A 22,120-nucleotide genomic window follows, 5' to 3' on the forward strand; every position below is an offset into this window, starting at 1 on the left:
AGTCCGCCATGTACGAGCTGTCCCGGGTCCGCCTCTACTCCATCGGGCCCGCCGGTGCGCGCTACGCCGACACCGTGCTTGACCTGAGGGGCGTGGGCGACGTCGTGCCCGACCCCGCCCCCACCCAGGCGGAGTTCTTCGAGGAGGAGCCCGTCGGCCCGCCGCGCCGCCCGGCGCCCGCCGGCGTGCTCTTCCTGGAGAACGGCGGCGGCAAGTCCGTCCTGCTCAAGCTGATCTTCTCGGTGATGCTGCCGGGCCACCGCAACACCCTCGGCGGCGCCAGCTCCGGCGTGCTGCGCAAGTTCCTGCTCGCCGACGACTGCGGGCACGTCGCGCTGGAGTGGCAGCACGTCCTGACCGGCGAATGCGTCGTCGTCGGCAAGGTGAGCGAATGGCGCGGGCGCCAGGTGTCCAACGACCCGCGGAAGTTCGCGGAGGCCTGGTACTCGTTCCGGCCCGGCCCCGGACTGACCCTGGACAACCTGCCCGTCGCCGAGTCCACCGCCGTACGGCCGTCCGTCGAGGGGCAGTCGGGGGCGCAGGGGCGGCGCCGCACCATGAAGGGGTTCCGGGACGCCCTCACCGACGCGGGCAAGGCGTACCCGCATCTGGAGGTGCACTGGGAGGAGATCCACGACCGGTGGATCGAGCACCTCGGCGACCTCGGCCTGGACCCCGAACTCTTCCGCTACCAGCGGGAGATGAACGCCGACGAGGGCGAAGCCGCCGGCCTCTTCGCCGTCAAGAAGGACTCCGACTTCACCGACCTGCTGCTGCGCGCGGTGACCGACACCCGGGACACCGACGGACTCGCCGACCTCGTCGGCGGCTTCGGCAACAAGCTGGGCCGGCGCGCCGAACTCATCGCCGAACGGGACTTCACCGCCGGATCGGTGGACCTCCTCGGGCGGATCGTGGACGCCGCCGACGCACGGGCACGCGCGCGTGACGTCCACGCGGGCGCCGAGCGGCGCACCCGCACCCTGGCCCGACGGCTGTCCGCGCGGGGCGTACGGGAACGGGCCCGGGCCGCGGACCTCGCCCAGCGCGTCACCGCCGCCGCCTACGCCGTCACCCACGCGGAGAGCGCACGCGAACGCAGCGCGCTGACCGCCGCCGAACTCGCCTTCCGGCACGCCTCCCTGGCCCTCGCCGCCGCCGAGAAGTCCGCCGCCGCCCAGAAGCGGGAACTCGCCGACGCGCGCACCCTGCACTCCGCCTGGCAGGCCGCCGAGGCCGTGCTCCGCCACCGCGCCGCCGCCGACCGCGTCGCCCGGGTGTCCGCCGCGATCCAGGAGGCCGAGCGGGACGCCGCCCCGGCCCTCGCCGCCCGCGCCAAGGCCGCCGTCGACCTCGTGCGGGCCCTGCACGCGGCCGCAGGCAGCGCCGAGGCCCTCGCCAACGAGGAGGAGGAGCGCTCCGCCGCCCTCCAGGAAGCCGGCGAGTCCGCCCACCGCGACTCCACCTCCGCCGCCACCGAGGCACAGCGTGCCCGCAGCGAGGCCGGACATCTGCGCCAGCGCCTCACCGAGGTCGAGCAGGAGACCGCCGAGGCGGTGCGCGCCGGCTGGCTCGACGACAGCGCGCCCGACGCCGACCCCGCCCGCGCCGCCCTCGCCGCCAGCGACGCCGAGAAGACCGCCGTCGCCGCCTGGGACACCGCCCGCGAGGCGTCCCGCCGGGCCGGCGAGCACGCGCGCGAGGCGGCCGCCGCCGAGTCCCGCGCCGAGCTGACCGCGGCCCGCGCCGCCGACGCGGCGACCGCCGCGCACCGCTCGTACGAGGCCGAACGGCGGACCGCCGAGGCGCTGGCCCGCGAGGAACGGCTGGCGGAACTGCTCGGCCTGACCGGCGGCACCCCCCGCCGGATCATCCCGCAGCCCCGCCAGGACCGCGAGACGGACGAGACCGCCCTGACCCCCGAGGAACTGGACCGCAACGCCGACGACCTGCGCGCCCTCCTCGACGACACCGTCTCCGCCGCCGAACGGCAGCTCTTCGCGCTGCGCACCGCCGCCGACGACGACTCCCGCATCCTCGGCGCGCTCGGCGACGGCGGCCTGCTGCCGCCCGGCCCGGACGTGCTGGCCACCGTCGAGTTCCTCGGCGAACACGGCATCCCCGCACTGTCCGGCTGGCGCTACCTCGCCCAGGCCGTCGACCCCGCCGACCACGCGCGCGTGCTCGCCGCCCGCCCGGAACTCGTCGACGGCGTGATCATCACCGACCCCGACTCGCACACCCGCGCGCGTGCGGCGCTCGGCGACGCCGCCCTGCTGCCCCGGTCCGCCGTCGCCGTCGGCACGGCCGCCGCCCTCCTCGCCCCGACCCCGGCGCCCGGCACCGACACCGGTGACGTCTTCCTCGTACCGCCGAACCCGGCCATGCACGACGAGCACGCCGCCGACGAGGAGCGGCAGGCGCTGCGCGCGCGGGCCACGGAGCGGGACGAGGAGATCCGACGGCTCGCGGCCCGGCTCGGCAAGGACCGCGAACTGGCGGCGCGGCTCGCCTCCTGGCGCACGGGCTGCCCCGCGGGCCGGCTGGCCGAACTGGCGGAGGCCGCCCGCGAGGCACGTACCTTCGCCGAGGAGTCCGAGGCCGAACTCGCCGAGGCACGCACCGTGCGCGCGGAGGCCGACGAGGCCGCCGCCGAGGCCGCGCGGATGCGCGACGAGCGGCAGGAAGCCGCGCAGAAGGCCCGGCGCGCCGCCGACGCCCTCGCCGGGCTCGCCTTCCGGCTGCGCGAACGCGCCGGCTGGCAGGCCAAGCTGCGGGAACTGGCCGACGAGGCCGCCGCATCCGAAGCACGCGCACAGGTCTGCCTGGAGCGGGCCCGCGCCGCCGACGAGGACCGCCGCGCCGCCCAGCGCGCCGCCGACGACGCCCGCCGCACCGCGCGTGCGCTGCGCGCCGAGCGCTCCGAGATCGCCGGCGCCCCCGACGACGTACCGGACGAGGAACCGGACAGCGGCACGCAGGCCCCCCGGACGTCCCTGCCGGCGCTCCGCGAGGCCTACCGGGCCGCCTCCCAGGTGTACGAGAAGGTCGGCGTCGGCGCCGACCTGAGGGCCGAGCAGGCACGGGCGGAGAGCGACGAGAGCGCGGCCCGCGCCGAGCTGGACCGGCTCAGCAACAAGGTCCGCACCCGCGCCGAACAGCTCCTCCAGTCACCCGACGGCTCCGACGGGCCGTCCCGGCAGGCCGCCGCCGCCCGCGCCGAGGAACTGGTGCAGCTGCTGGAGACCCGCATGTCCAGCGCCAGCGAGCAGCTCGGCCGGCTGCGCGGCGAGGCGGAACGGCACGCGCCCGAGGACGGCGAGGCCCACACCGAACTCCCCGAGGACCTCGTCCCGCACGACGCCGAGCACGCACAGGCGCTGCTGCGCACCGCCACGGGCGAACTCGCCTCCCGCACCGACGCGTTGGGCCAGGCCCGCGAGGCACACGCCGAACTCCTCGACGCCCACCGGGCCGCCGAGGACGCGGCCGGCGACTTCGACGAGATCGCCGCCATGCTCCGGGACCTGCTGCGCGAGCACACCCCCGAGGAGGAGCAGGAGCAGCCGGAGACCTACCCCGGCACCCTGGAGGAGGCCCGGCAGTCCGCCGCCGAGGCCCGCCGCTCACTACGGGGCTGCGCCGCCGATCTGTCCGCCGCAGAAACCTCCGTCCGAGAGGCGAGCGACGTCCTCGTCCGGCACGCCAACTCCACCCGCTACGAGCAGGTCCGCACCCCCGCCCGGCAGCAGATCCGCGAGCTGCCCGCCTCCGCGCTGCCCGAGCACGCCCAGAAGTGGGCGGACGCCTTCGCACCCCGGCTCCGGGTCCTCACCGACGAACTGGAGCAGCTGGAGCGCAACCGCGACTCGATCGTGGACCGGCTGCGCGGACTCGTGGAGTCCGCGCTCGCCACCCTGCGGTCCGCCCAGCGCCTGTCCCGCCTGCCCGAGGGGCTCGGCGAGTGGTCCGGACAGGAGTTCCTGCGCATCCGCTTCGAGGAGCCCGACCAGGCGACCCTCACCGAGCGGCTCGGCGAGGTCATCGACGAGGCCACCCGCGCGGCCGTCAAGAAGAACTCCGACCTGCGGCGCGACGGCATGTCGCTGCTGCTGCGGGGCGTCGCGGCCGCGCTCCAGCCCCGGGGCGTCGCCGTCGAGATCCTCAAACCGGACGCCGTGCTGCGCGCCGAGCGGGTGCCCGTCGGGCAGATGGGCGACGTGTTCTCCGGTGGCCAGCTGCTCACCGCCGCCATCGCCCTGTACTGCACGATGGCGGCCCTGCGCTCCAACGACCGGGGCCGGGACAAGCACCGCCACGCCGGCACGCTGTTCCTCGACAACCCCATCGGCCGCGCCAACGCCACCTACCTGCTGGAGCTCCAGCGGGCGGTGTCGGACGCGCTCGGCGTCCAGCTCCTCTACACCACCGGCCTGTTCGACACCACGGCCCTCGCGGAGTTCCCCCTGGTGATCCGGCTGCGCAACGACGCCGACCTCAGGGCCGGTCTGAAGTACATCAGCGTGGAGGAGCACCTGCGTCCGGGACTGCCGCAGCAGCCCCAGGCGGGGGAGGCGGTGCACAGCGAGATCACGGCGACGAGGATGTACAAGCGCCCGGCGCCCAGCAGCGCCTCCTGAGGGAGACGAGGCCGCGCCGGGTCCTGCCGGACTCTGCCGGACCCCGCGCCCGGCACGCTCCTCGCGTCCCACCCCGACGGGGTGACGACACCGCGGCGGCCACGGTGCCCGGCAGGGCCTCCGCACCGTGGCCGCCCGGCGGCGCCGCTCAGGAGTGCGACAACTGCCCGGCGCCGCCGCCCCGCCGGCGTATCCGCTCCTGCGCCCGTTCGACGGCCCGCGCCTGTCGCCGGGCACGGCGCCGCTCGCGCCGCAGCGCCCGAGCCGTGCTGCTCGGGGCCGAGACCACACCGTTGCGCTGGCTCCACACCTGGCGGGTCACCCAGACGTCCAGCGCACACCACGTGGCCACCACCGTGCTCACCACACTGCTGATCACCATCGGGAACGCCGCCCAGGACCCGGCCAGGGTGCACAGGAAGGCGACCATCGCCTGAAGCAGCGTCACCGCGATGACGAGCACCGCGCGCACGGCCGCGGTGCGCACCGGGTCGGGAAGCCGGCGCCGCCGCGCGGGCTCCTCCACCCACAGCGGCCGGGGGGCCGCCCGCTCCTCCTCCGCGCCGCGTCCGGCCCCGCCGGCCCGCCCGGCGCCCTCGCGCGCGCCGTCGGACCCCGCGGCCACCGCCGTGTCCCGCCCGTCCGCCGCCCCGCGTCCGGTCGCCGGGATGCCGCGATCCCGCGCCCCGGGCGCCTCGGCCTCCCGCAGCGCCGTACCGGGCGCCGCCCCGCCGTCCTCGGGCGCCCCGCGCCGCTCCGCCGTGCCCATCAACGTGTCACTCCCCACCGCCGGCAGACCGCTTGCCCCGGCTCGAAGAACCGGCTCCCCAGTGGCTGCCCGGCTTGCGTTCTTTTACGCCGCCCAGGTGCGGCATGCGGCTCCTGTGGCCGATTCCGCCCCCAATTCCCAATGGATAGGACGCACGACTGACCTCGAAGATTCCCCGATTCCGAAAAGTTCTGGCCAACTCGCCCACGACATCGTTCCGGTACGGCACCTTCCGCGGGCGCCGCCCAGGGGAGGCAATCTCCCGCAATGACGGGACAACTCCCCCCGTACCGCCGTGGATCCGGACCACCGGCTTCCGGACGGCGCTGTAAGTTAACTTTGCGTCGGTAGTAGGCTCGCGCCGTTCGTTGACGCACAGATGTGCCCCCGGCCGGTGGGGGTCGGAGCTGGATGTGCCCCCGGCCTGTGGGGGTTCGAGCTGGGGGAGGCCATGCGCTTTCGCGGGAAGTCGATCCGCCGGAAGATCGTGGCGCTGCTTCTCGTGCCGCTGGTGTCCCTGACGGCCATCTGGGGCTTCGCCACGGTACTCACGGGCCGCGAGGCGAACCGTCTGTTCACCGTGTCACGCCTCGTCGAGAAGCTCGGCTACCCGATGGAGGACACCGTCCGGGTCGTGCAGCAGGAACGCCGCCAGACCCTGGTCCACCTCGCCGACCCCCGCGCCTCCGACGCGCTCGCCGCGCTGGACCGCACCCGGACCGCCACCGACGAGGCGCTCGCGGAGATCCGCAGGAACGGCAGCGACCCCGACGTGCGCGACGAACTGGACGAGGACGACCGCGAGGCGCTGACCGCGGTACTCGACGCCTTCGACGGCATCGACTCGCTGCGCCGCAGCGTCGAAGACGGCACCGTGTCCCGCGCGCAGGCCCTGGACCTGTACAACAAGCTGATCGCCCCCTGCTACTCCCTGCTGGCCAGGCTGGACGTCGTCGACAGCGTCGAGATGGACAAGCAGTACCGCGCCCTCGTCGGCGTCGCCCGGGCCCGCGAACTGCTCTCCCAGGAGGACGCCCTACTGGGCTCCGCCCTGGTCGTGGGCCGCCTCACCCACGACGAGATACGCGCCGTCTCCGACCTCGAGGCACAGCGCGACGTCGTCTACGACATCGGTCTCTCCCAGCTGCCCGCCGCGGAGCGCGAACGCTACGAGAGCTTCTGGAAGAACGCCACCACCGCGCCCGTCCGCACGGCGGAACAGGCCGTCGTCGCCACCACGCCCGGCGACATGCCCCGCGGTGTCACGGCACGGACCTGGGACACCGCGGCCGCGAACGTCCTCGACGAACTGGGCACCCTCGACGAGCAGGCGCACGACCGCTACCAGGACCGGGTCCGCCCGGTGGCGCTCCAGGTCATCGTCAAGGCGGTCGTCGCCGGCGTCCTCGGCCTGGTGGCCCTGCTGGTCTCCCTCGTCCTGTCCGTCCGCATCGGCCGCGGCCTCATCCGCGACCTGCGCCAGCTCCGGCTGGAGGCCCACGAGGCGTCCGGCGTCCGGCTGCCCAGCGTGATGCGCCGGCTCTCCGCGGGCGAGCAGGTCGACGTCGAGACCGAGGTCCCGCGCCTGGAGTACGACAAGACCGAGATCGGCGAGGTCGGCCAGGCGCTCAACACCCTTCAGCGCGCCGCCGTCGAGGCCGCCGTCAAACAGGCCGAACTGCGCGCCGGCGTGTCCGAGGTCTTCGTCAACCTCGCCCGCCGCAGCCAGGTCCTGCTGCACAAGCAGCTCACCCTGCTGGACACCATGGAGCGCCGCACCGAGGACACCGAGGAGCTCGCCGACCTCTTCCGGCTCGACCACCTCACCACCCGGATGCGCCGCCACGCCGAGGGCCTGGTGATCCTCTCCGGCGCCGCGCCCTCGCGGCAGTGGCGCAAGCCCATCCAGCTGATGGACATCGTGCGCGCCGCGGTCGCCGAGGTCGAGGACTACGAACGCATCGAGGTCCGCCGCCTGCCGCGCGTCGCCGTCACCGGACCGGCCGTCGCCGACCTCACCCACCTCGTGGCCGAACTCCTGGAGAACGCCACGGTGTTCTCCCCGCCGCACACCGCCGTCCACGTCCTGGGCGAGCGCGTCGCCAACGGCTTCACCCTGGAGATCCACGACCGCGGTCTCGGCATGGCGCCCGAGGCGCTCCTCGAGGCCAACCTCCGGCTCGCCGAGACCCCGGAGTTCGAGCTGTCCGACACCGACCGGCTCGGCCTGTTCGTGGTCAGCCGGCTCGCCCAGCGGCAGAACGTCCGCGTCTCCCTCCAGCCCTCCCCGTACGGGGGCACGACCGCCGTCATCTTCATCCCCGACGCCCTGCTCACCGACGACGTCCCCGACACGAACGGCATCGGCTTCCGCCTCGACCGCCCCCGGCCCCCCAAGGAGGGCGAGCCCGCGCAGAACCGCCGCTCCGCCCTGTCCTCCACCCCGGTGCAGCTGCCCGGAGTGCCCGCCGCGCTGCTGGACGGCCCGGTCGAGCTGGAGGCGCCCGTCGACCTGGACGCCCTCGGCGACTTCCCCGCCCCGCTGGAGGACGACGACGACCGAGGCGGACTGTTCCGCCCGCGCCGCTCCCTCACCCGTGCGCAGGACGAGCCGGCCGGCCCGGCCGTCGAACCGCACGGCCGGCTGTCCGACGCCCGTGACGCGGCGGACCGGACCGCCGCCGGGGAACCGGCCGCCCCCGTCCCCCTGCCGAGCCGCCGGACGCCCAAACTGGTCAGCTCCCACGGCCGCCCGGTGACCGAGCAGCGCTCCCGCCGGGCGGAGACGGCCGAGAACCCGCCGTCACGGCCGGGACCGCGCCGGACACCGGACGACGACACCCCGGCGCCCCTGCCGTCGCGCCGACGCGGCGCCACCGCCCACATACCCCGCAGCACGGACCCGTCCGACCGCCCCTTCCGCGGCACGGAGCAGCGGCCCACGACCCACGACCGCGGCCACGACCAGCAGCCCCAGCAGCCCCAGCCGTCGCAGCCGTCCGCCGGGGGCGTCGACCAGCCGTCGCAGCCGTCGCGGCCGTCCGCCCGGGGTGTCGAACAGCCTTCGCCGCCACGCGCCCGCGGCGCCGTCGAGCCGGCCCGGCCGCCCGCCCTTCCCCAACGGACCCGGCAGGCCGCGGCGCCGACGAACGGCCCGGCCGACCCGCCCGGGCACCCGGGCACCCCGCGCCGCGGCCCCGCGAACACCGCACCAGGCACCCCCGCGGACACCCGACCCGGCGCCCCGGCCGGGGCGCTGCCCCGGCGCGTACGGCAGGCGAACCTGGCCCCGCAGCTGCGGCAGGGCCCGGCGCCGCGCGCCGGGAACCGCACGGACCCCGCAGACCGGGACGCCGACGAAGTACGCAGCCGCATGGCTTCGCTCCAGCGCGGCTGGCAGCGCGGCCGCGCGGAGAACGCCGCGGGCGAAGACGCCCACAGCGGCACAGCACCACAACGAACCACAGAGGGGGACGGTCGATGACCGCACCGAAGGCGACCGGCCAGAGCACGACCAGCAACGGCGAGCTGAACTGGCTTCTCGACGAACTCGTCGACCGCGTCGCCAGCATCCGCAAGGCCGTCGTGCTCTCCGGCGACGGCCTGCCGACCGGAGCGTCCAAGGACCTCACCCGCGAGGACAGCGAGCACCTGGCCGCCGTCGCCTCCGGATTCCACAGCCTCGCCAAGGGCGTCGGCCGCCACTTCGACGCCGGCAGCGTCCGGCAGACCGTCGTCGAACTCGACGAGGCCTTCCTGTTCGTCACCGCCGCCGGCGACGGCAGCTGCCTCGCCGTCCTCGCGGACGCCGACTCCGACGTCGGACTCGTGGCGTACGAGATGACGCTCCTCGTGAAGCGGGTCGGCGTACACCTGGGCACGGCGCCGCGCACCGATCTGCCCGCGGGCGGGTAGTGGGATGGCATGAGCACAGACGGTCAGGGAAGAAGCCACTGGTTCGACGACGAGGCCGGACCGGTCGTCCGTCCGTACGCCATGACACGCGGCCGCACCACCAGCGCGGTCCAGCACCGTCTCGACCTGATCGCGGTGGTCGTCGCCGAACCCCACGCGGACGACCCCGACGAGGACCCCACGCTCTCCCCGGAACACGTCGACATCGTCGGCCTGTGCCGGGAGGAGCCGCAGTCGGTCGCCGAACTCGCCGCCGGACTCGACCTGCCCATCGGCGTGGTCCGGGTCCTCGTCGGGGACCTCGTGGACGCGGAGTTCGTCCATGTCAACCGGCCCGTCCCGCCGGCCGAGCTGCCGGACGAGAGCATCCTGCGCGACGTGATCAACGGCCTCAGGGCGTTGTGAGCAAGCGCGGAGACGGGGGTGAGGACGTGCCCCGGCGACCACGGCGGGGCACGCGGCGTCCGGGCCGCGCGCCCCGGCCCGCCGAGCCCTCCGCACCCCCGACGGCGGGGGCCACGGCCCACCGCCGCCCCCGACCCCCCATCAAGCAGGAGAAGTGATCGATGATCTTCGGGCGTTCTGAGCGCGGCAAGCCCCCGGTCGAGCCCGTCACGCTCAAGATCCTGGTGGCCGGCGGCTTCGGCGTGGGCAAGACGACCCTCGTCGGCGCCGTCAGCGAGATCAGGCCGCTGCGCACCGAGGAGTACCTCACCGAGGCCGGACGCCCGGTCGACGACCTCACGGGCGTCGAGCGCAAGCACACCACCACCGTCGCCATGGACTTCGGGCGCATCACCCTGCGCGAGGGCCTGGTGCTGTACCTGTTCGGCACGCCCGGCCAGGAGCGGTTCTGGTTCATGTGGGACGAGCTGTCCGAGGGCGCGCTGGGCGCCGTCGTGCTCGCGGACACGCGCCGCCTGGAGGACTGCTTCGCCGCGGTCGACTACTTCGAGCGACGTTCCATCCCCTTCCTCGTCGGCGTGAACTGCTTCGAGGGGGCGCCCCGTTACCCCACCGAGGAGGTACGCCGGGCGCTCGACCTCGACGACGGCGTACCGGTCGTCCTGTGCGACGCGCGCGACCGCGGCTCCGTCAAGGACATCCTCGTCGGCGTCGTCCAGCACGCCATGGAGTACGCGGGCGACCGCCGCCGGGCCGTCACCACCTGAGACGCACCCGAGACGCGGACACGGCCCGTACCCCCGCCGACAGGGGTACGAGCCGTGGCCCGAGGGGCGGCCCGTCCGGCCCGCGCGTCCGCCCGGCCTTCGCCCTGGGGTGCTTGCGATGGCCTGGATGAGGTCGCGGTCCCGATGACCTCGCGGAGGAAGATCTCCCCGTCGCTCATGGCGGCTCCTAGGCCCGGGCCCGGGGCGTTCGACCCCGGTGCGCCGGCGTGCAGGTGCGGGTCCCGTGGCTGCTCCGGCCAAGGCAGGGAGGTCCCGCGCCCCGCCCGGCGTCCATGACGAGCGTGTGCCGTTGTAGCCGAATCGCCCTTGGGGGAGCGCGTCCCGGTGGGGGAGCCCCTGGGGGTGCGGTGCCAGGTGAGCCGTGAATGTACGGCGATGTCGGCTGACACCGGGAAGTGTTCACCGGCGCTCAGGGACCGTCAAGGAGGGTGACGAGGCCGGTTGGCGGGAGCCGGGCGGACCGAGGGGCGGCGCCGGCGCTCCCCCCGGGGAGAGCCGCCCGCATACCCGGCCCCGCTCACCCGGGCCCCTCTCGCCCCCGGCCCGGCTCCACTCCCACCGCGCCGGGCCCGGCAGCGCCCACCGCCCCCGGCCCGGCGGCGCTCGCTGTGGCTTGTCCGGCGACGCCCACCGCGCCCGCCCCGGCGCCCACCGCCCCCGGCCCGGCGGCGCTCGCTGTGGCTTGTCCGGCGACACCCACCGCGCCCGCCCCGGCGTCCACCGCGCCTGGCCCGGCGGAGCCCACCACACCCAGCCCGGCAGCGCCCACCGGCCCCGGCCCGGCAGCGCCCACCACGCCCGCCTCGGCCCCCGCCCCCGGCGGTGCCCCCCTCCGCACCACGTGCCCCGGCTCCCCCGCGCACCCCAGCACCCAACTGGCCCCGCGCAGCGCCTTCGCGGCCTTCTTCAGCGGTGCCAGGCAGGCCGCCGCACGGCGATGGTCCGGCACACTGCCCGGCGGGCACACCACCGTCGCCAGCGACAGCGTCACCGGGCGCCCGCCCGCCGACCACGGCGCGTCGAGCACCGCGGCGGCCAGCGGATCCAGGTCCTCCGGACCGGCCAGCACCAGGAAGTCGTCCCCGCCGATGTGCCCCACGCGCGTGCTGCCGGACGCCGCGGCCTGCAACGCCCGTCCCACCGAGCGGATCAGCTCGTCCCCGGCGGCGAACCCGGCGCCGTCGTTGACCTGCTTGAAGCGGTCGACGTCCAGCCAGCTCAGCGCGAGGGGCCGCCCCTCCGCGATCCACCGGTCCGCCTCCACGGTGATCGCGTCCGAACCGGGCAGCCGCGTCAGCGGGTTGAGCCCCGCCGCCTCCTCCACCCGCGTCTCGGACAGCGCCCGCACCAGGTCCGCGAGCCGTACGACACCCACGCACCGCCCGTGGCGGTCGACGACCGCCACGTCGTCGGAGGTGCGGTCCCGGCCGCCGACGGCGACGACGTCCAGCACCTCCCACGCCGTCGCGTCGATGCCCACCGTCCGCGGCGGGTCACCGAGTTTGGCCGCGGGCCGGTCGGCGTACAGGGCGTGTCCGTAACGCCCCGACATCGACAGCAGGAAGCGCGAGCGGTGCACCGACCGCAGCGGCACCCCCGCCCGGTCCACCAGCAGCACCCCGGAGACGTCCGGCGAGCCGGTCAGCAGGGCCCGCACCTGCCCGGCGGAGGCGGCCGCCGGCAGTAGCGCGGCCGGCCGGACGAACTCCCGCACCGACGGCCCCGGCCGGGGCGCCGACACCGTTCCCGAGGTGCGCGGCGGCACGTACACGTCCGCCGCGGGCAGCCGGGCCGGCGGCGCGAACAGCTCACCCTGGGCGAGCTGGGCACCGGCCGACCGAGCCGCCGCACACTGCCGTTCGGTCTCCACGCCCTCGACCGCCAGCAGCGCTCCCAGCTCGTCGCACAGGGTCCGCATCGCCCGTACCGCCGCCGGCCGCGCCAGCAGGCACGCGTCGAGCTTCACCAGGTCCGGCGCGATGTCCGTGAGCAGCCGCAGCGGCACGTCCCCGTCCCCGACACCGTCCGCGCTGATCCGGAAACCCTGCCCCCGCAGCGCCGCCAGCGCCTCCAGCAACGCGCGCTGCGGCACGTGCGTGTACGGCGGGACGACGTCGACCGTCACCTCCCACGGCAGCCGCCCCGCCTGCCGCACGGCGTCGTGGAGCGGCGTGAGACCGCCCAGATCGGCCAGGGTGCCGGCGAACACGTTCACCTGGAGGGGCAGCAGGGTCTCCCGGCGCGCGGCGGCCCGTACCGCCGACACGGCCAGCCGGCCGTCGAGTTCGGCGTCCCGCCGGGCCTCCGCCAGGATGTCGCCGGTCTCCGGGCGGGCGAGCACCTCCAGCCCCGCCACACCTCCGGTGACCAGATTGACCACCGGCTGAAAGGCGAAGCGGAGAGTATCCGTCCAGGAGTGCACGGGAGCATGATGGCGCCCCCGACGTGCGCCCAGGCGCAGTTCATGAGACGTTCACGCAGCATTCCCGAACGATCACAGCCCGTGAAAAGCGCAGCTCGAACGCCTGTCCGCGCGCCCGCTCACCCGCACGCCCGCGTGTCCGTACCCCCGCGCGCCCGCGAGCCCGACGAGCACCGCGACGAGGGGGCCCGGCTCCGCACCGGCGCGACGGACACCGGCAGCGGCCGCACGCCGATCAGGGTCCACAGAACCGGCCGCACACCGCCCTCAGACGATCGGATACAGTCCGCCGCGTGTCCGAGAACCCACACCCCACCTCCAACTCCCCGGCCGGCTCCCACTGTTCGAGCTGCGGAGCGCCCTACGGGGAGGGCGTCACCGGCTGGCCCCGCTCCTGCCCGGCCTGCGCCGCCGTGGCCTACCGCAACCCGCTCCCGGTCGCGATCGCGCTCCAGCCCGTGTACGACAGCCAGGGCACCTCCCTGGTCGTCATCACCCGCGCCATCCCCCCGGCGCGCGGGCGCATCGCCCTGCCCGGCGGGTTCATCGACGACCGCGAGGACTGGCGGAAGGCCGTCGTCCGCGAACTCCGCGAGGAGACGGGCATCGAAGCCGAGAGCCGGGACGTGCGCCTCGCCGACGCCATGAGCTCCCCCGACGGCCACCTCCTGATCTTCGGTCTCCTGCCGGAACGCCCCGCGGACCAACTGCCCGCCTACGCCGCCACGGACGAGACCGAAGGCCGGCACCTCCTGCGCGGGCCGGAGGAGCTGGCCTTCCCGCTGCACACCCTCGCCGCACGGGCCTTCTTCGAGGGCCGCTACGTCTGAGGCGCCCCGCCGAGCCCGCGTACGCGCACGGGGTGGGGCGGCACGCCCCCGCCGGCCTCGCCCTCCCGTTCGACGACGACCTTCCCGCCCGCCCAGCGGACGACGTACCGCTCGATCTCGGCCTCGTCCCGGCCGTCACCGGCGTCCCGCACCACCGGACCGCCCCCCGTCCGCCCCCGGGCGGGCGCCCACACCTCCAGCTCCAGCCCGCCGTCCGCCCCGCGCACCGGCAGGACGGCGCCCGCGCGCGCGAGCACCGGAACACGTTCCGGCGGGGCGTCCACCAGCACCTGCCCCGGCCCCTCGTACGCCGTCCCCGTCGCCGTGTCGTACCAGAGACCCCGCGGCAGCCGCACCGCCCGCCGCTCCGCCCCCGGCTCCAGCACCGGCGCCACCAGCAGACAGTCACCCAGCAGGAAGGCGTCCTCGCAGTCCCGCAGCGCCCGCTCCTCGGGCGCCGCCCACCACAGCGGACGCACATAGGGAGCCCCCGTACGCCGGGCGAGATGCGCCAACGTCACGAAGTACGGCAGCAGCCGCCGGCGTTCGAGCAGCGCCACGCGCGCGTGCTCCAGCACGTCGGCGCCGTACTCCCACGGCTCCCCGCACCCCGCGCGCGGGCCGGCGTGCGTACGGAACAGCGGCAGATAGGCGCCCAGCTGCAACCACCGCAGGTACAGCTCCGCGGAAGGACGGCCGTCACGACCCCCCACACCCGCCCCCGAGTACGGCACCCCGCACAGCCCGAGGCCCAGCACCAGCGACAGGGACGCCCGCAGCCCCGGCCAGCCCGTGGCGACGTCACCGGACCAGGTGCCGCCGTAGCGCTGAAGGCCCGCCCAGCCGGAGCGCGACAGGACGAAGGGCCGCTCCTCGGGGAGCCGCCCGCGCATCCCCTCGTAGCCCGCCCGAGCCATGCACAGCCCGTAGACGTTGTGCGCCTCGCGGTGGTCGCCGCCGCGCCCCTCCAGCGCGTGCCGGGCCGACCGGGGGAGCGTCGGCTCCCCGAAGGCGGTGAACGACGTCGGCTCGTCCAGGCCGTGCCGGAACCCCGCGAACCCCTGCTCGATCCGCTCCGCGCAACGGTCTCCCCACCATCTGCGCACACGCGCGTCCGTGAAGTCCGGGTACACCGACTCGCCCGGACCCACCACCCCGTGGACGACCCGCCCGGAGGCGTCCCGCACGAACGCGCCCTCGGCGATCCCGCTGTCGTACACGGCGTCGCCCGGCGTGGCCGGCACCGCCGCGTCGACGACCGACACCAGACGGATCCCGTCCCGCCGCAGTTCCTCGGCGAGCACCGGCAGTTTGGGAAAGCGCTCCTGGTCGACGGTGAACGCCCGGCGGCCGTCGAGGTGGCCGATGTCCAGATGGACCGCGTCCAGCGGCAGACCGTGCTCGTGGTACCCCGCGACGACCTGCCGCAGCTCCTGCTCGCCCCCGGAACCCGACCGCGCGTGATGGTGGCCCAGCGCCCAGGTGGGCGGCAGCGCCGGCGCCCCGGTGAGCGAGGCCCAGACGAACAGCACGCGCGCGGGCGTGCCGACCACGACCCAGCAGCGCAGGGGCCCGCCGTCCATCCGCAGCTGTGACGTCCCGGCCCGGTCGTGCCCCGAGCCGGCCCCCTCCTCGCCCTCCCGCAGGGTCACCGTCCCGTCCCAGGAGGTGTCGTGGAACACCAGATGCGTGCCCGCGTCGGCCACCACCAGCTGCACCGGCATCGTCAGGTGCAGCGGGTCGTCCCGGCGGCCCACCGCGCGCCCGGGGTCGGTGTTCCACAGCCGGTACGCGCCGTCCCGCAGCCGCGGCCCGGACGTCCGCCCGCCGAGCCCGAAGAACCGCGCGTCGGCCGCCACCTCCGACCGCTGCATCCAGCGGCCCGGACCGCCCTCCTGCGGCTCCCACCAGCGCGGCGGCAGATCACGCCGCAGCGTGATCCCTCCCGGCGTGCGCACCTCGATCGCACCGTGCCGTGAGACCACGACCGTCACCCGCTCGGCGACGACCCGCCAGCCGCCGTCCTTGTCCGGCTCCAGCACCGCCCGGGGATCCGCCTCGGGACACCGCCCCGCCAGCGCGTACGACGGCTCGGGACCGGCCCCGTCCCAGCCCCAGAACACGGCCCCGTTCATGGCCACGCGCACGTGCAGCTCCGAGCGGCCGAACCGGATCGTCCCGCCGCCCGGCCCCGGCTCCACCTCCCGCACCTGCCCGGGCACCCGGGCCCGCTCGGCCCCGCGGGCCGGCAGCCCCGCGGCGTCGGCGCGCCGACGCCGCCAGGCGGCCCGCACGGTGCGCAACCCCTGGGCAGCCCCCGCGGAACCGACCGTCTTCATCGAACGCACCAGGTCACGACCGTCCATAGTGCTCACCCTGCCATCTGCCGGGCCACGCGCGCGTGTCGTTCAACTTCCGTTCACCCGTGCCCAGACCACATCTTCACCACTTGAACTGTGTGGCGCCCGCCCTGGTGTCGGTATCACTCTCATGGCATCGTCCGTGTCAGCCGCGTCACGCGCACACCCCAGCACGTGCGCGGGTGACGCACACGACGCGCACAGCCCGGGAGCCGCCCCATGCCGACCGTGAACCCCGAGCCGCTCTGGCGGCCCGATCCGCAGCGCATCGCCGAGGCCCAGGTGACCAGGTTCCAGGCCTGGGCGGCCGAACGCCACGGCGCCCCCTCGGACGGCGGCTACCCGGCACTGCACCGCTGGTCCGTCGACGAACCGGAGACGTTCTGGAAGGCGGTGACGGAGTGGTTCGACGTCCGCTTCTCCACGCCCTACGCGCGCGTGCTGGCCGACCGCTCCATGCCCGGCGCCCGGTGGTTCCCCGGAGCGACCCTGAACTACGCCGAGCACGCCCTGCGCGCGAGCGCCACCCGAGCGGACGAACCGGCCCTCCTCCACGTCGACGAGACCCATGAACCCCGCCCGCTGACCTGGTCCGAGCTGCGCCGCCAGGTCGGCTCGCTCGCCGCCGGGCTCCGCAGCCTCGGCGTCCGCCCCGGAGACCGCGTCAGCGGCTACCTCCCCAACATCCCGGAGGCCGTCGTCGCCCTCCTCGCGACGGCGGCCGTGGGCGGCGTCTGGACCTCCTGCGCCCCCGACTTCGGCGCGCGCAGCGTCCTCGACCGCTTCCAGCAGGTCGAACCCGTCGTCCTGTTCACCGTGGACGGCTACCGCTACGGCGGAAAGGAGCACGACCGCCGCGACACCGTGGCCGAACTGCGCCGCGAGCTGCCCACCCTCCGCGCGGTGGTCCACATTCCCCTCCTGGGCACCGAGGCACCCGAGGGAGCCCTGCCATGGTCGGCCCTGACGTCCGCCGACGAGGAGCCCGTCTTCGAACAGGTCCCCTTCGAGCACCCGCTGTGGGTGCTCTACTCCTCGGGCACGACCGGCCTGCCCAAGGCCATCGTCCAGTCCCAGGGCGGCATCCTGGTCGAACACCTCAAGCAGCTCGGCCTGCACTGCGACCTCGGCCCCGGGGACCGCTTCTTCTGGTACACCTCGACCGGCTGGATGATGTGGAACTTCCTCGTCTCCGGTCTCCTCACCGGCACCACGGTCGTCCTCTACGACGGCAGCCCCGGCCACCCCGACACCGCGGCCCAGTGGCGCGTCGCCGAACGCACGGGCGCCACCCTCTACGGCACCTCGGCGGCGTACGTCATGGCCTGCCGCAAGGCCGGCGTCCACCCCGCCCGCGACTTCGACCTGTCCGGCGTGCGGTGCGTCGCGACCACGGGCTCCCCGCTCCCGCCCGACGGGTTCCGCTGGCTGCACGACGAGGTCCGCGACGACCTGTGGATCGCCTCCGTCAGCGGCGGCACGGACGTCTGCTCCTGCTTCGCCGGAGCCGTCCCGACCCTCCCGGTGTACACCGGCGAGCTCCAGGCGGCCGGCCTCGGCACCGACCTGCAGTCCTGGGACCCGGACGGCCACCCCGTCATCGACGAGGTCGGTGAACTGGTCGTCACCAACCCCATGCCGTCCATGCCGGTCCACTTCTGGAACGACCCCGACGGCCGCCGCTACCACGACAGCTACTTCGACACCTATCCCGGCGTCTGGCGCCACGGCGACTGGATCACCGTCACCTCACGCGGCTCCGTCGTCATCCACGGCCGCTCCGACTCCACGCTCAACCGCCAGGGCGTCCGCATGGGCTCCGCCGACATCTACGAAGCCGTCGAACGACTCCCCGAGATCAAGGAGTCCCTGGTCATCGGCGTCGAGCAGCCCGACGGCGGCTACTGGATGCCCCTCTTCGTCCACCTGGCGCCGGGAGCCGTCCTCGACGACGCCCTGCTGAACCGAGTCAAACGGACCATCCGCGAGCAGCTCTCCCCCCGCCACGTCCCCGACGAGATCATCGAGGTGCCCGGAGTCCCGCACACCCTCACCGGCAAACGCATCGAGGTCCCCGTCAAGCGCCTGCTCCAGGGCACCCCCCTGGAGCAGGCGGTCAACGCCGGCTCGATCGACAACCTCGACCTGCTGCGCTTCTACGAGGACCTGGCCCGCAAGCGGGCGTGACCACGGCCGTTCACTCGCCGTAGGTGCTCGGACCGGCAGCCACGGCCGCCGAGCCCGAGCACCTGCCCCACACGACGACAACACCGCTGTGACCTGCGCGTCTCGCCGACGTCCGGTCGGACGAACGGCCGATCCAGGGCCCGTTGTCAGTGCCGTCGATTACTGTGAGTGAGCATTGATCGACCGTGCACACAGGGGGAACCATGGCACACACCGACCACCGGACCATGCGACGCGTCCTGCGCCGCGAGATCGCCGGCACCATCGGCCTGCTCACCGACGAACACGACTTCCGTGCCATGCGGCGCTACCGCAGCTTCACCTTCGACGACCACGCCACCTACCTCCGGCAGGTCGAGGACCTCCTCAGGATCCGCGCCCTCCAGGGCATCCACACCACGGTGGCCCTCTTCGACCCGCAGGAGTACGCCGAGTTCTGCTCGACCAAGGGCCTCGACCCCGACGTCCCGGCCCACCGCACCCGCTTCACCGCCGAACTGGCGACGACCGGCCCCACCCTCCCCTACGAGGGCCAGCCCCTCGCCGAACTCGTGCCCGCCCTCGTCGACGAAGCCGTCCGACAGGCGACCTGGGAGTACGCGGCCACCCTCCTGGCCCGCCTCGGCGCCTGCGCGAGCTGCGGCGAAGACCTCGGCCGCGCCGCGTTCACCGACGCCTCCGACCTCGTCGTCCGCATCCTCGACACCGCGCCACCGGGCGACCGGCACCTCGTCTGCAGCGTCACGGGCACACCCGAAACCCTCGTCGCAGTGCTCCACGCCGACCGGGCGGCGGACGGCACCACACCCCTCGACGAGGCCGAGGCCCTCGAGTTCACCACCGTCCTGGCCCTCGGACTCGCCACCCGCGGCCCCGGCGGCCTGGTCATGCGCACCAGCGCCCCGGGCACACCGGACCGGGTCTACGGATGGCGACTGCGCGGCGAAGGCCTCGAACCGCTGACCGCCGGCGAGGTCTTCGACGCCTATTGCACCGACGTCGAGTCCGGAGACCTCATCTCGCCCGAGTCCGGCGTCGACTACTGCGCACCGCCCGACCTCGGCCGGCGGGACGGGGAAGGACCGATGCCGGGCCACCACCACTGACCCACGACGAGGGGCGCTCCCCCGAAGGAGGAGCGCCCCTCGCTCACCAGCCGTATGCCGACCCGGTCCGCCTACTCACCGGACAGCACGGCCTGCGCCGCGTTCCGCGCCTCCTCGGCACTGTCGGCCGCCCGCGCGGCCGCGGCGGCCCGCTCGCACTGAGCCAACGTGTACTTCGCGAGCGTCGCCCGCACATAGGGAATCGACGCAGCCCCCATGGACAGGGAGGTCACACCCAGACCGGTCAGCACACACGCGAGCAGCGGGTCCGACGCCGCCTCACCGCAGACACCACAGCCCTTGCCCTCGGCCCCGGCCGCCTCGGCGGACAGCGCGACCAGGTCGAGCAGCGCGGGCTGCCAGGGATCCTGCAGACGCGACACCGCACCCACCTGACGGTCGGCGGCGAAGGTGTACTGCGCGAGGTCGTTCGTCCCCAGCGACAGGAACTCCACCTCCTGGAGGAGGGAACGGGCCCGCAGCGCGGCCGACGGAATCTCGACCATCGCACCGAACTTCGCCCGCAGCCCCGCCGCCCGGCACGCGTCGGCGAACGCCTTGGCGTCGGCGCGGTCCGCCACCATCGGGGCCATCACCTCGAGGTGGACGGGCAGCCCTTCGGCGGCCCTGGCCAGCGCCGCCAGCTGGGTACGCAGGATCTCGGGGTGGTCCAGCAGCGTCCGCAGCCCCCGCACACCCAGCGCCGGGTTCGGCTCGTCCGCCGGGGTCAGGAAGTCCAGCGGCTTGTCCGCCCCCGCGTCCAGCACCCGAACGACGACCCGGCCCTCCGGGAACGCCTCCAGCACCTGCCGGTACGCCTCGAACTGCTTCTCCTCCGACGGCGCGTTCTTGCTGTCGTCGAGGAAGAGGAACTCGGTCCGGAACAGACCGACACCCTCCGCGCCCGCCTCCACGGCGGCCGGCACGTCGGCCGGCCCGCCGACGTTCGCGAGCAACGGCACCTTGTGACCGTCGGCGGTGACGCCCGGCCCGGTGGAGGCGGCGAGCGCGGCCCTGCGCTGCGCGGCGGCGGACTCCAGCTGAGCCTTCTTCGCGTCGCTCGGGTTCACGAAGATCTCGCCGGTGCTGCCGTCGACGGCGATCAGTGTCCCCTCGGAGAGCTCACCCGCACCGGGCAGCGCGACGACCGCCGGCACGCCCAGGGCACGGGCCAGGATCGCGCTGTGACTCGTCGGCCCGCCCTCCTCGGTGACGAAACCGAGCACCAGCGTCGGGTCCAGCAGCGCGGTGTCGGCCGGCGCCAGATCCCGGGCGACGAGCACGTACGGCTCGTCGCTGTCCGGGACACCCGGCATCGGGACGCCCAGCAGACGGGCGACGATACGGTTCCGCACGTCGTCGAGGTCGGCCACGCGTCCGGCCAGGTACTCCCCGGCCGCCGCCAGCAGTTCCCGGTAGGCGGCGAAGGCGTCGTACACGGCGCGCTCGGCCGTGCTGCCCACGGCGATCCTCCGGTCCACGTCCGCCATCAGCTCGGGGTCCTGAGCCATCATGGCCTGGGCCTCGAGCACCGCCTGTGCCTCGCCGCCGGCCAGATTGCCGCGCGCGATCAGGTCGGCCGCCACGGCTTCGACGGCCTGGCGGGCCCGTCCCTGCTCGCGCTCCGCCTCCTCGGCGGGGATCTGCTTGGCGGGCGGTTCGAGAACCGCCGTTCCCATGTGCCGAACCTCGCCGATCGCCACCCCGTGGCTCACGCCGACGCCTCGCAGCGTTGTCTCCATCTCACCGTCTCCGATAGTGCGGCGGGTTCCGCCGCCGTGGTGGTTGTCCCTGTGTGCCGTCAGGACGACGGCTGCGGCGTCAGTGCCAGGAGAAGAGAACGTCGCCCGTCTTGAGGTCGCCGTCCTCGCGGAGCTCGACCAGGGCGTCGGCGGTGGCCTCCAGCGCCACGACCGGGCACACGGCGGACTTGCCGGCCTCTTCCACCGCGGCCGGGTTCCAGCGCACGATGCCCTGTCCACGCGTCACGGTGTCGCCCTTGTTGACGAGGAGCTCGAATCCTTCGCCGTTGAGCTGCACGGTGTCGATGCCGAGATGTGTGAGCACCCCGTGTCCTTCGGCGTCCACCACGACGAAGGCGTGCGGGTGGAGGGAGACGATGACACCGTCCACGGGTGCGACGGCCTCGGAAGGCTCACGCACGGGATCGATCGCGGTCCCCGGGCCGACCATGGCCCCGGAGAAGACCGGATCCGGTACGGCGGCCAGTCCGATGGCGCGTCCTGCCAGCGGGGACGTCACGGTGGTCATGGGAAGCCTCCCAGGGGTGGAGATGTATGTGGGCCGTCGCTCTTGGTCCCGGACCGTGCCCTGTGCAGCAGGGTATGTCACATGAAGTACGGGTTCCGCTCAGGTGATCACGGTCGTGGTCTAGACCACCACTCTAATGGATTTGCAAGTGTTGCGCGCCCCCCTGTAGAGTCGTACTCCTGCTTGAGGGTGAGCGACGCGATCAAGCGCGCTTAACCGAGCAGCATCCAACTCGTCAGATCTTCATCTCTGGGTCGACTTCTGCTTGTCCGCAGGAGAGTGGTCAGAGAGCCGGAGAAACCCTGATAGAGTCGGAAACACCGAAGGGAAGCGCCCGGAGGAAAGCCTGAGAGAGTCTCTCGGGTGAGTACAAAGGAAGCGTCCGTTCCTTGAGAACTCAACAGCGTGCCAATAATCAACGCCAGAT

Annotated in this window: 12 protein-coding genes and 1 pseudogene; 8 read left to right on the top strand and 5 right to left on the bottom strand. The window is 74.4% G+C overall.

The window, feature by feature from the left end; all coding sequences use genetic code 11:
• Positions 1–8: 8 nt before the first annotated feature.
• Positions 9–4,640 carry a hypothetical protein gene (locus tag ACZ3KJ_RS16070; RefSeq protein ID WP_467527400.1) on the top strand — a complete coding sequence of 1,544 codons (4,632 nt, stop codon included), beginning with the start codon at positions 9–11 and terminating at the stop codon, positions 4,638–4,640.
• A gap of 148 nt (positions 4,641–4,788) precedes the next feature.
• On the opposite strand, the gene ACZ3KJ_RS16075 is transcribed toward ACZ3KJ_RS16070, so the two are convergent.
• On the bottom strand, positions 4,789–5,409 hold the full coding sequence (locus ACZ3KJ_RS16075; RefSeq protein WP_467527401.1) for a hypothetical protein: 621 nt from the start codon (positions 5,407–5,409) through the stop codon (positions 4,789–4,791).
• Between the two features lie 451 nt (positions 5,410–5,860).
• Between ACZ3KJ_RS16075 and ACZ3KJ_RS16080 the strand changes: the two genes are divergently transcribed.
• From ACZ3KJ_RS16080 to ACZ3KJ_RS16095, 4 genes are all read left to right on the top strand, one after another.
• A complete protein-coding gene (locus ACZ3KJ_RS16080) occupies positions 5,861–8,893 on the top strand; it encodes a sensor histidine kinase (RefSeq protein ID WP_467527403.1) in 3,033 nt (1,010 codons plus the stop codon).
• A complete protein-coding gene (locus tag ACZ3KJ_RS16085; protein ID WP_389519448.1) occupies positions 8,890–9,324 on the top strand; it encodes a roadblock/LC7 domain-containing protein in 435 nt (144 codons plus the stop codon). Before ACZ3KJ_RS16080 ends, ACZ3KJ_RS16085 begins: the two co-directional genes overlap by 4 nt.
• A gap of 9 nt (positions 9,325–9,333) precedes the next feature.
• Positions 9,334–9,729: a DUF742 domain-containing protein gene (locus ACZ3KJ_RS16090; protein WP_467527406.1), complete on the top strand. Its 396-nt coding sequence runs from the start codon at positions 9,334–9,336 to the stop codon at positions 9,727–9,729.
• Positions 9,730–9,890: 161 nt separating this feature from the next.
• Complete coding sequence (locus ACZ3KJ_RS16095; protein ID WP_467527408.1) at positions 9,891–10,496, top strand: GTP-binding protein; 606 nt, start codon at positions 9,891–9,893, stop codon at positions 10,494–10,496.
• An 835-nt stretch (positions 10,497–11,331) separates the two neighbouring features.
• Here ACZ3KJ_RS16095 and ACZ3KJ_RS16100 read toward each other — a convergent pair.
• A pseudogene (locus ACZ3KJ_RS16100) lies at positions 11,332–12,939 on the bottom strand (EAL domain-containing protein); the annotation flags it as partial.
• A gap of 293 nt (positions 12,940–13,232) precedes the next feature.
• Between ACZ3KJ_RS16100 and ACZ3KJ_RS16105 the strand changes: the two are divergent.
• Positions 13,233–13,769: an NUDIX domain-containing protein gene (locus ACZ3KJ_RS16105; protein WP_467527410.1), complete on the top strand. Its 537-nt coding sequence runs from the start codon at positions 13,233–13,235 to the stop codon at positions 13,767–13,769.
• On the opposite strand, the gene ACZ3KJ_RS16110 is transcribed toward ACZ3KJ_RS16105, so the two are convergent.
• Positions 13,760–16,135 (bottom strand): glycoside hydrolase family 31 protein, encoded by a 2,376-nt coding sequence (locus ACZ3KJ_RS16110; protein WP_467527412.1) that lies wholly within the window; start codon positions 16,133–16,135, stop codon positions 13,760–13,762. The genes ACZ3KJ_RS16105 and ACZ3KJ_RS16110 overlap by 10 nt on opposite strands.
• A gap of 213 nt (positions 16,136–16,348) precedes the next feature.
• On the opposite strand from ACZ3KJ_RS16110, the gene ACZ3KJ_RS16115 reads away from it, so the two are divergent.
• Positions 16,349–18,316: an acetoacetate--CoA ligase gene (locus ACZ3KJ_RS16115; RefSeq protein WP_467527413.1), complete on the top strand. Its 1,968-nt coding sequence runs from the start codon at positions 16,349–16,351 to the stop codon at positions 18,314–18,316.
• A gap of 203 nt (positions 18,317–18,519) precedes the next feature.
• The gene (locus ACZ3KJ_RS16120; protein ID WP_467527414.1) at positions 18,520–19,422 is read left to right on the top strand and encodes a hypothetical protein; all 903 of its coding nucleotides are present in this window, start codon (positions 18,520–18,522) and stop codon (positions 19,420–19,422) included.
• A gap of 71 nt (positions 19,423–19,493) precedes the next feature.
• On the opposite strand, the gene ptsP is transcribed toward ACZ3KJ_RS16120, so the two are convergent.
• Positions 19,494–21,164, bottom strand: coding sequence for a phosphoenolpyruvate--protein phosphotransferase (gene ptsP, locus ACZ3KJ_RS16125; protein WP_467527415.1), 1,671 nt, complete (start codon positions 21,162–21,164; stop codon positions 19,494–19,496).
• Positions 21,165–21,243: 79 nt separating this feature from the next.
• Complete coding sequence (locus ACZ3KJ_RS16130; protein WP_389519432.1) at positions 21,244–21,693, bottom strand: PTS sugar transporter subunit IIA; 450 nt, start codon at positions 21,691–21,693, stop codon at positions 21,244–21,246.
• Between the last annotated feature and the right edge of the window lie 427 nt (positions 21,694–22,120).

Source organism: Streptomyces sp. NPDC003248, assembly GCF_055563235.1.

Coding starts and splice junctions, on each gene's coding strand:
- ACZ3KJ_RS16070 (WP_467527400.1), top strand. CDS start 9: ATGTACGAGCTGTCCCGGGTCCGCCTCTACTCCATCGGGCCCGCCGGT.
- ACZ3KJ_RS16075 (WP_467527401.1), bottom strand. CDS start 5,409: ATGGGCACGGCGGAGCGGCGCGGGGCGCCCGAGGACGGCGGGGCGGCG.
- ACZ3KJ_RS16080 (WP_467527403.1), top strand. CDS start 5,861: ATGCGCTTTCGCGGGAAGTCGATCCGCCGGAAGATCGTGGCGCTGCTT.
- ACZ3KJ_RS16085 (WP_389519448.1), top strand. CDS start 8,890: ATGACCGCACCGAAGGCGACCGGCCAGAGCACGACCAGCAACGGCGAG.
- ACZ3KJ_RS16090 (WP_467527406.1), top strand. CDS start 9,334: ATGAGCACAGACGGTCAGGGAAGAAGCCACTGGTTCGACGACGAGGCC.
- ACZ3KJ_RS16095 (WP_467527408.1), top strand. CDS start 9,891: ATGATCTTCGGGCGTTCTGAGCGCGGCAAGCCCCCGGTCGAGCCCGTC.
- ACZ3KJ_RS16110 (WP_467527412.1), bottom strand. CDS start 16,135: ATGGACGGTCGTGACCTGGTGCGTTCGATGAAGACGGTCGGTTCCGCG.
- ACZ3KJ_RS16115 (WP_467527413.1), top strand. CDS start 16,349: ATGCCGACCGTGAACCCCGAGCCGCTCTGGCGGCCCGATCCGCAGCGC.
- ACZ3KJ_RS16120 (WP_467527414.1), top strand. CDS start 18,520: ATGGCACACACCGACCACCGGACCATGCGACGCGTCCTGCGCCGCGAG.
- ptsP (WP_467527415.1), bottom strand. CDS start 21,164: ATGGAGACAACGCTGCGAGGCGTCGGCGTGAGCCACGGGGTGGCGATC.
- ACZ3KJ_RS16130 (WP_389519432.1), bottom strand. CDS start 21,693: ATGACCACCGTGACGTCCCCGCTGGCAGGACGCGCCATCGGACTGGCC.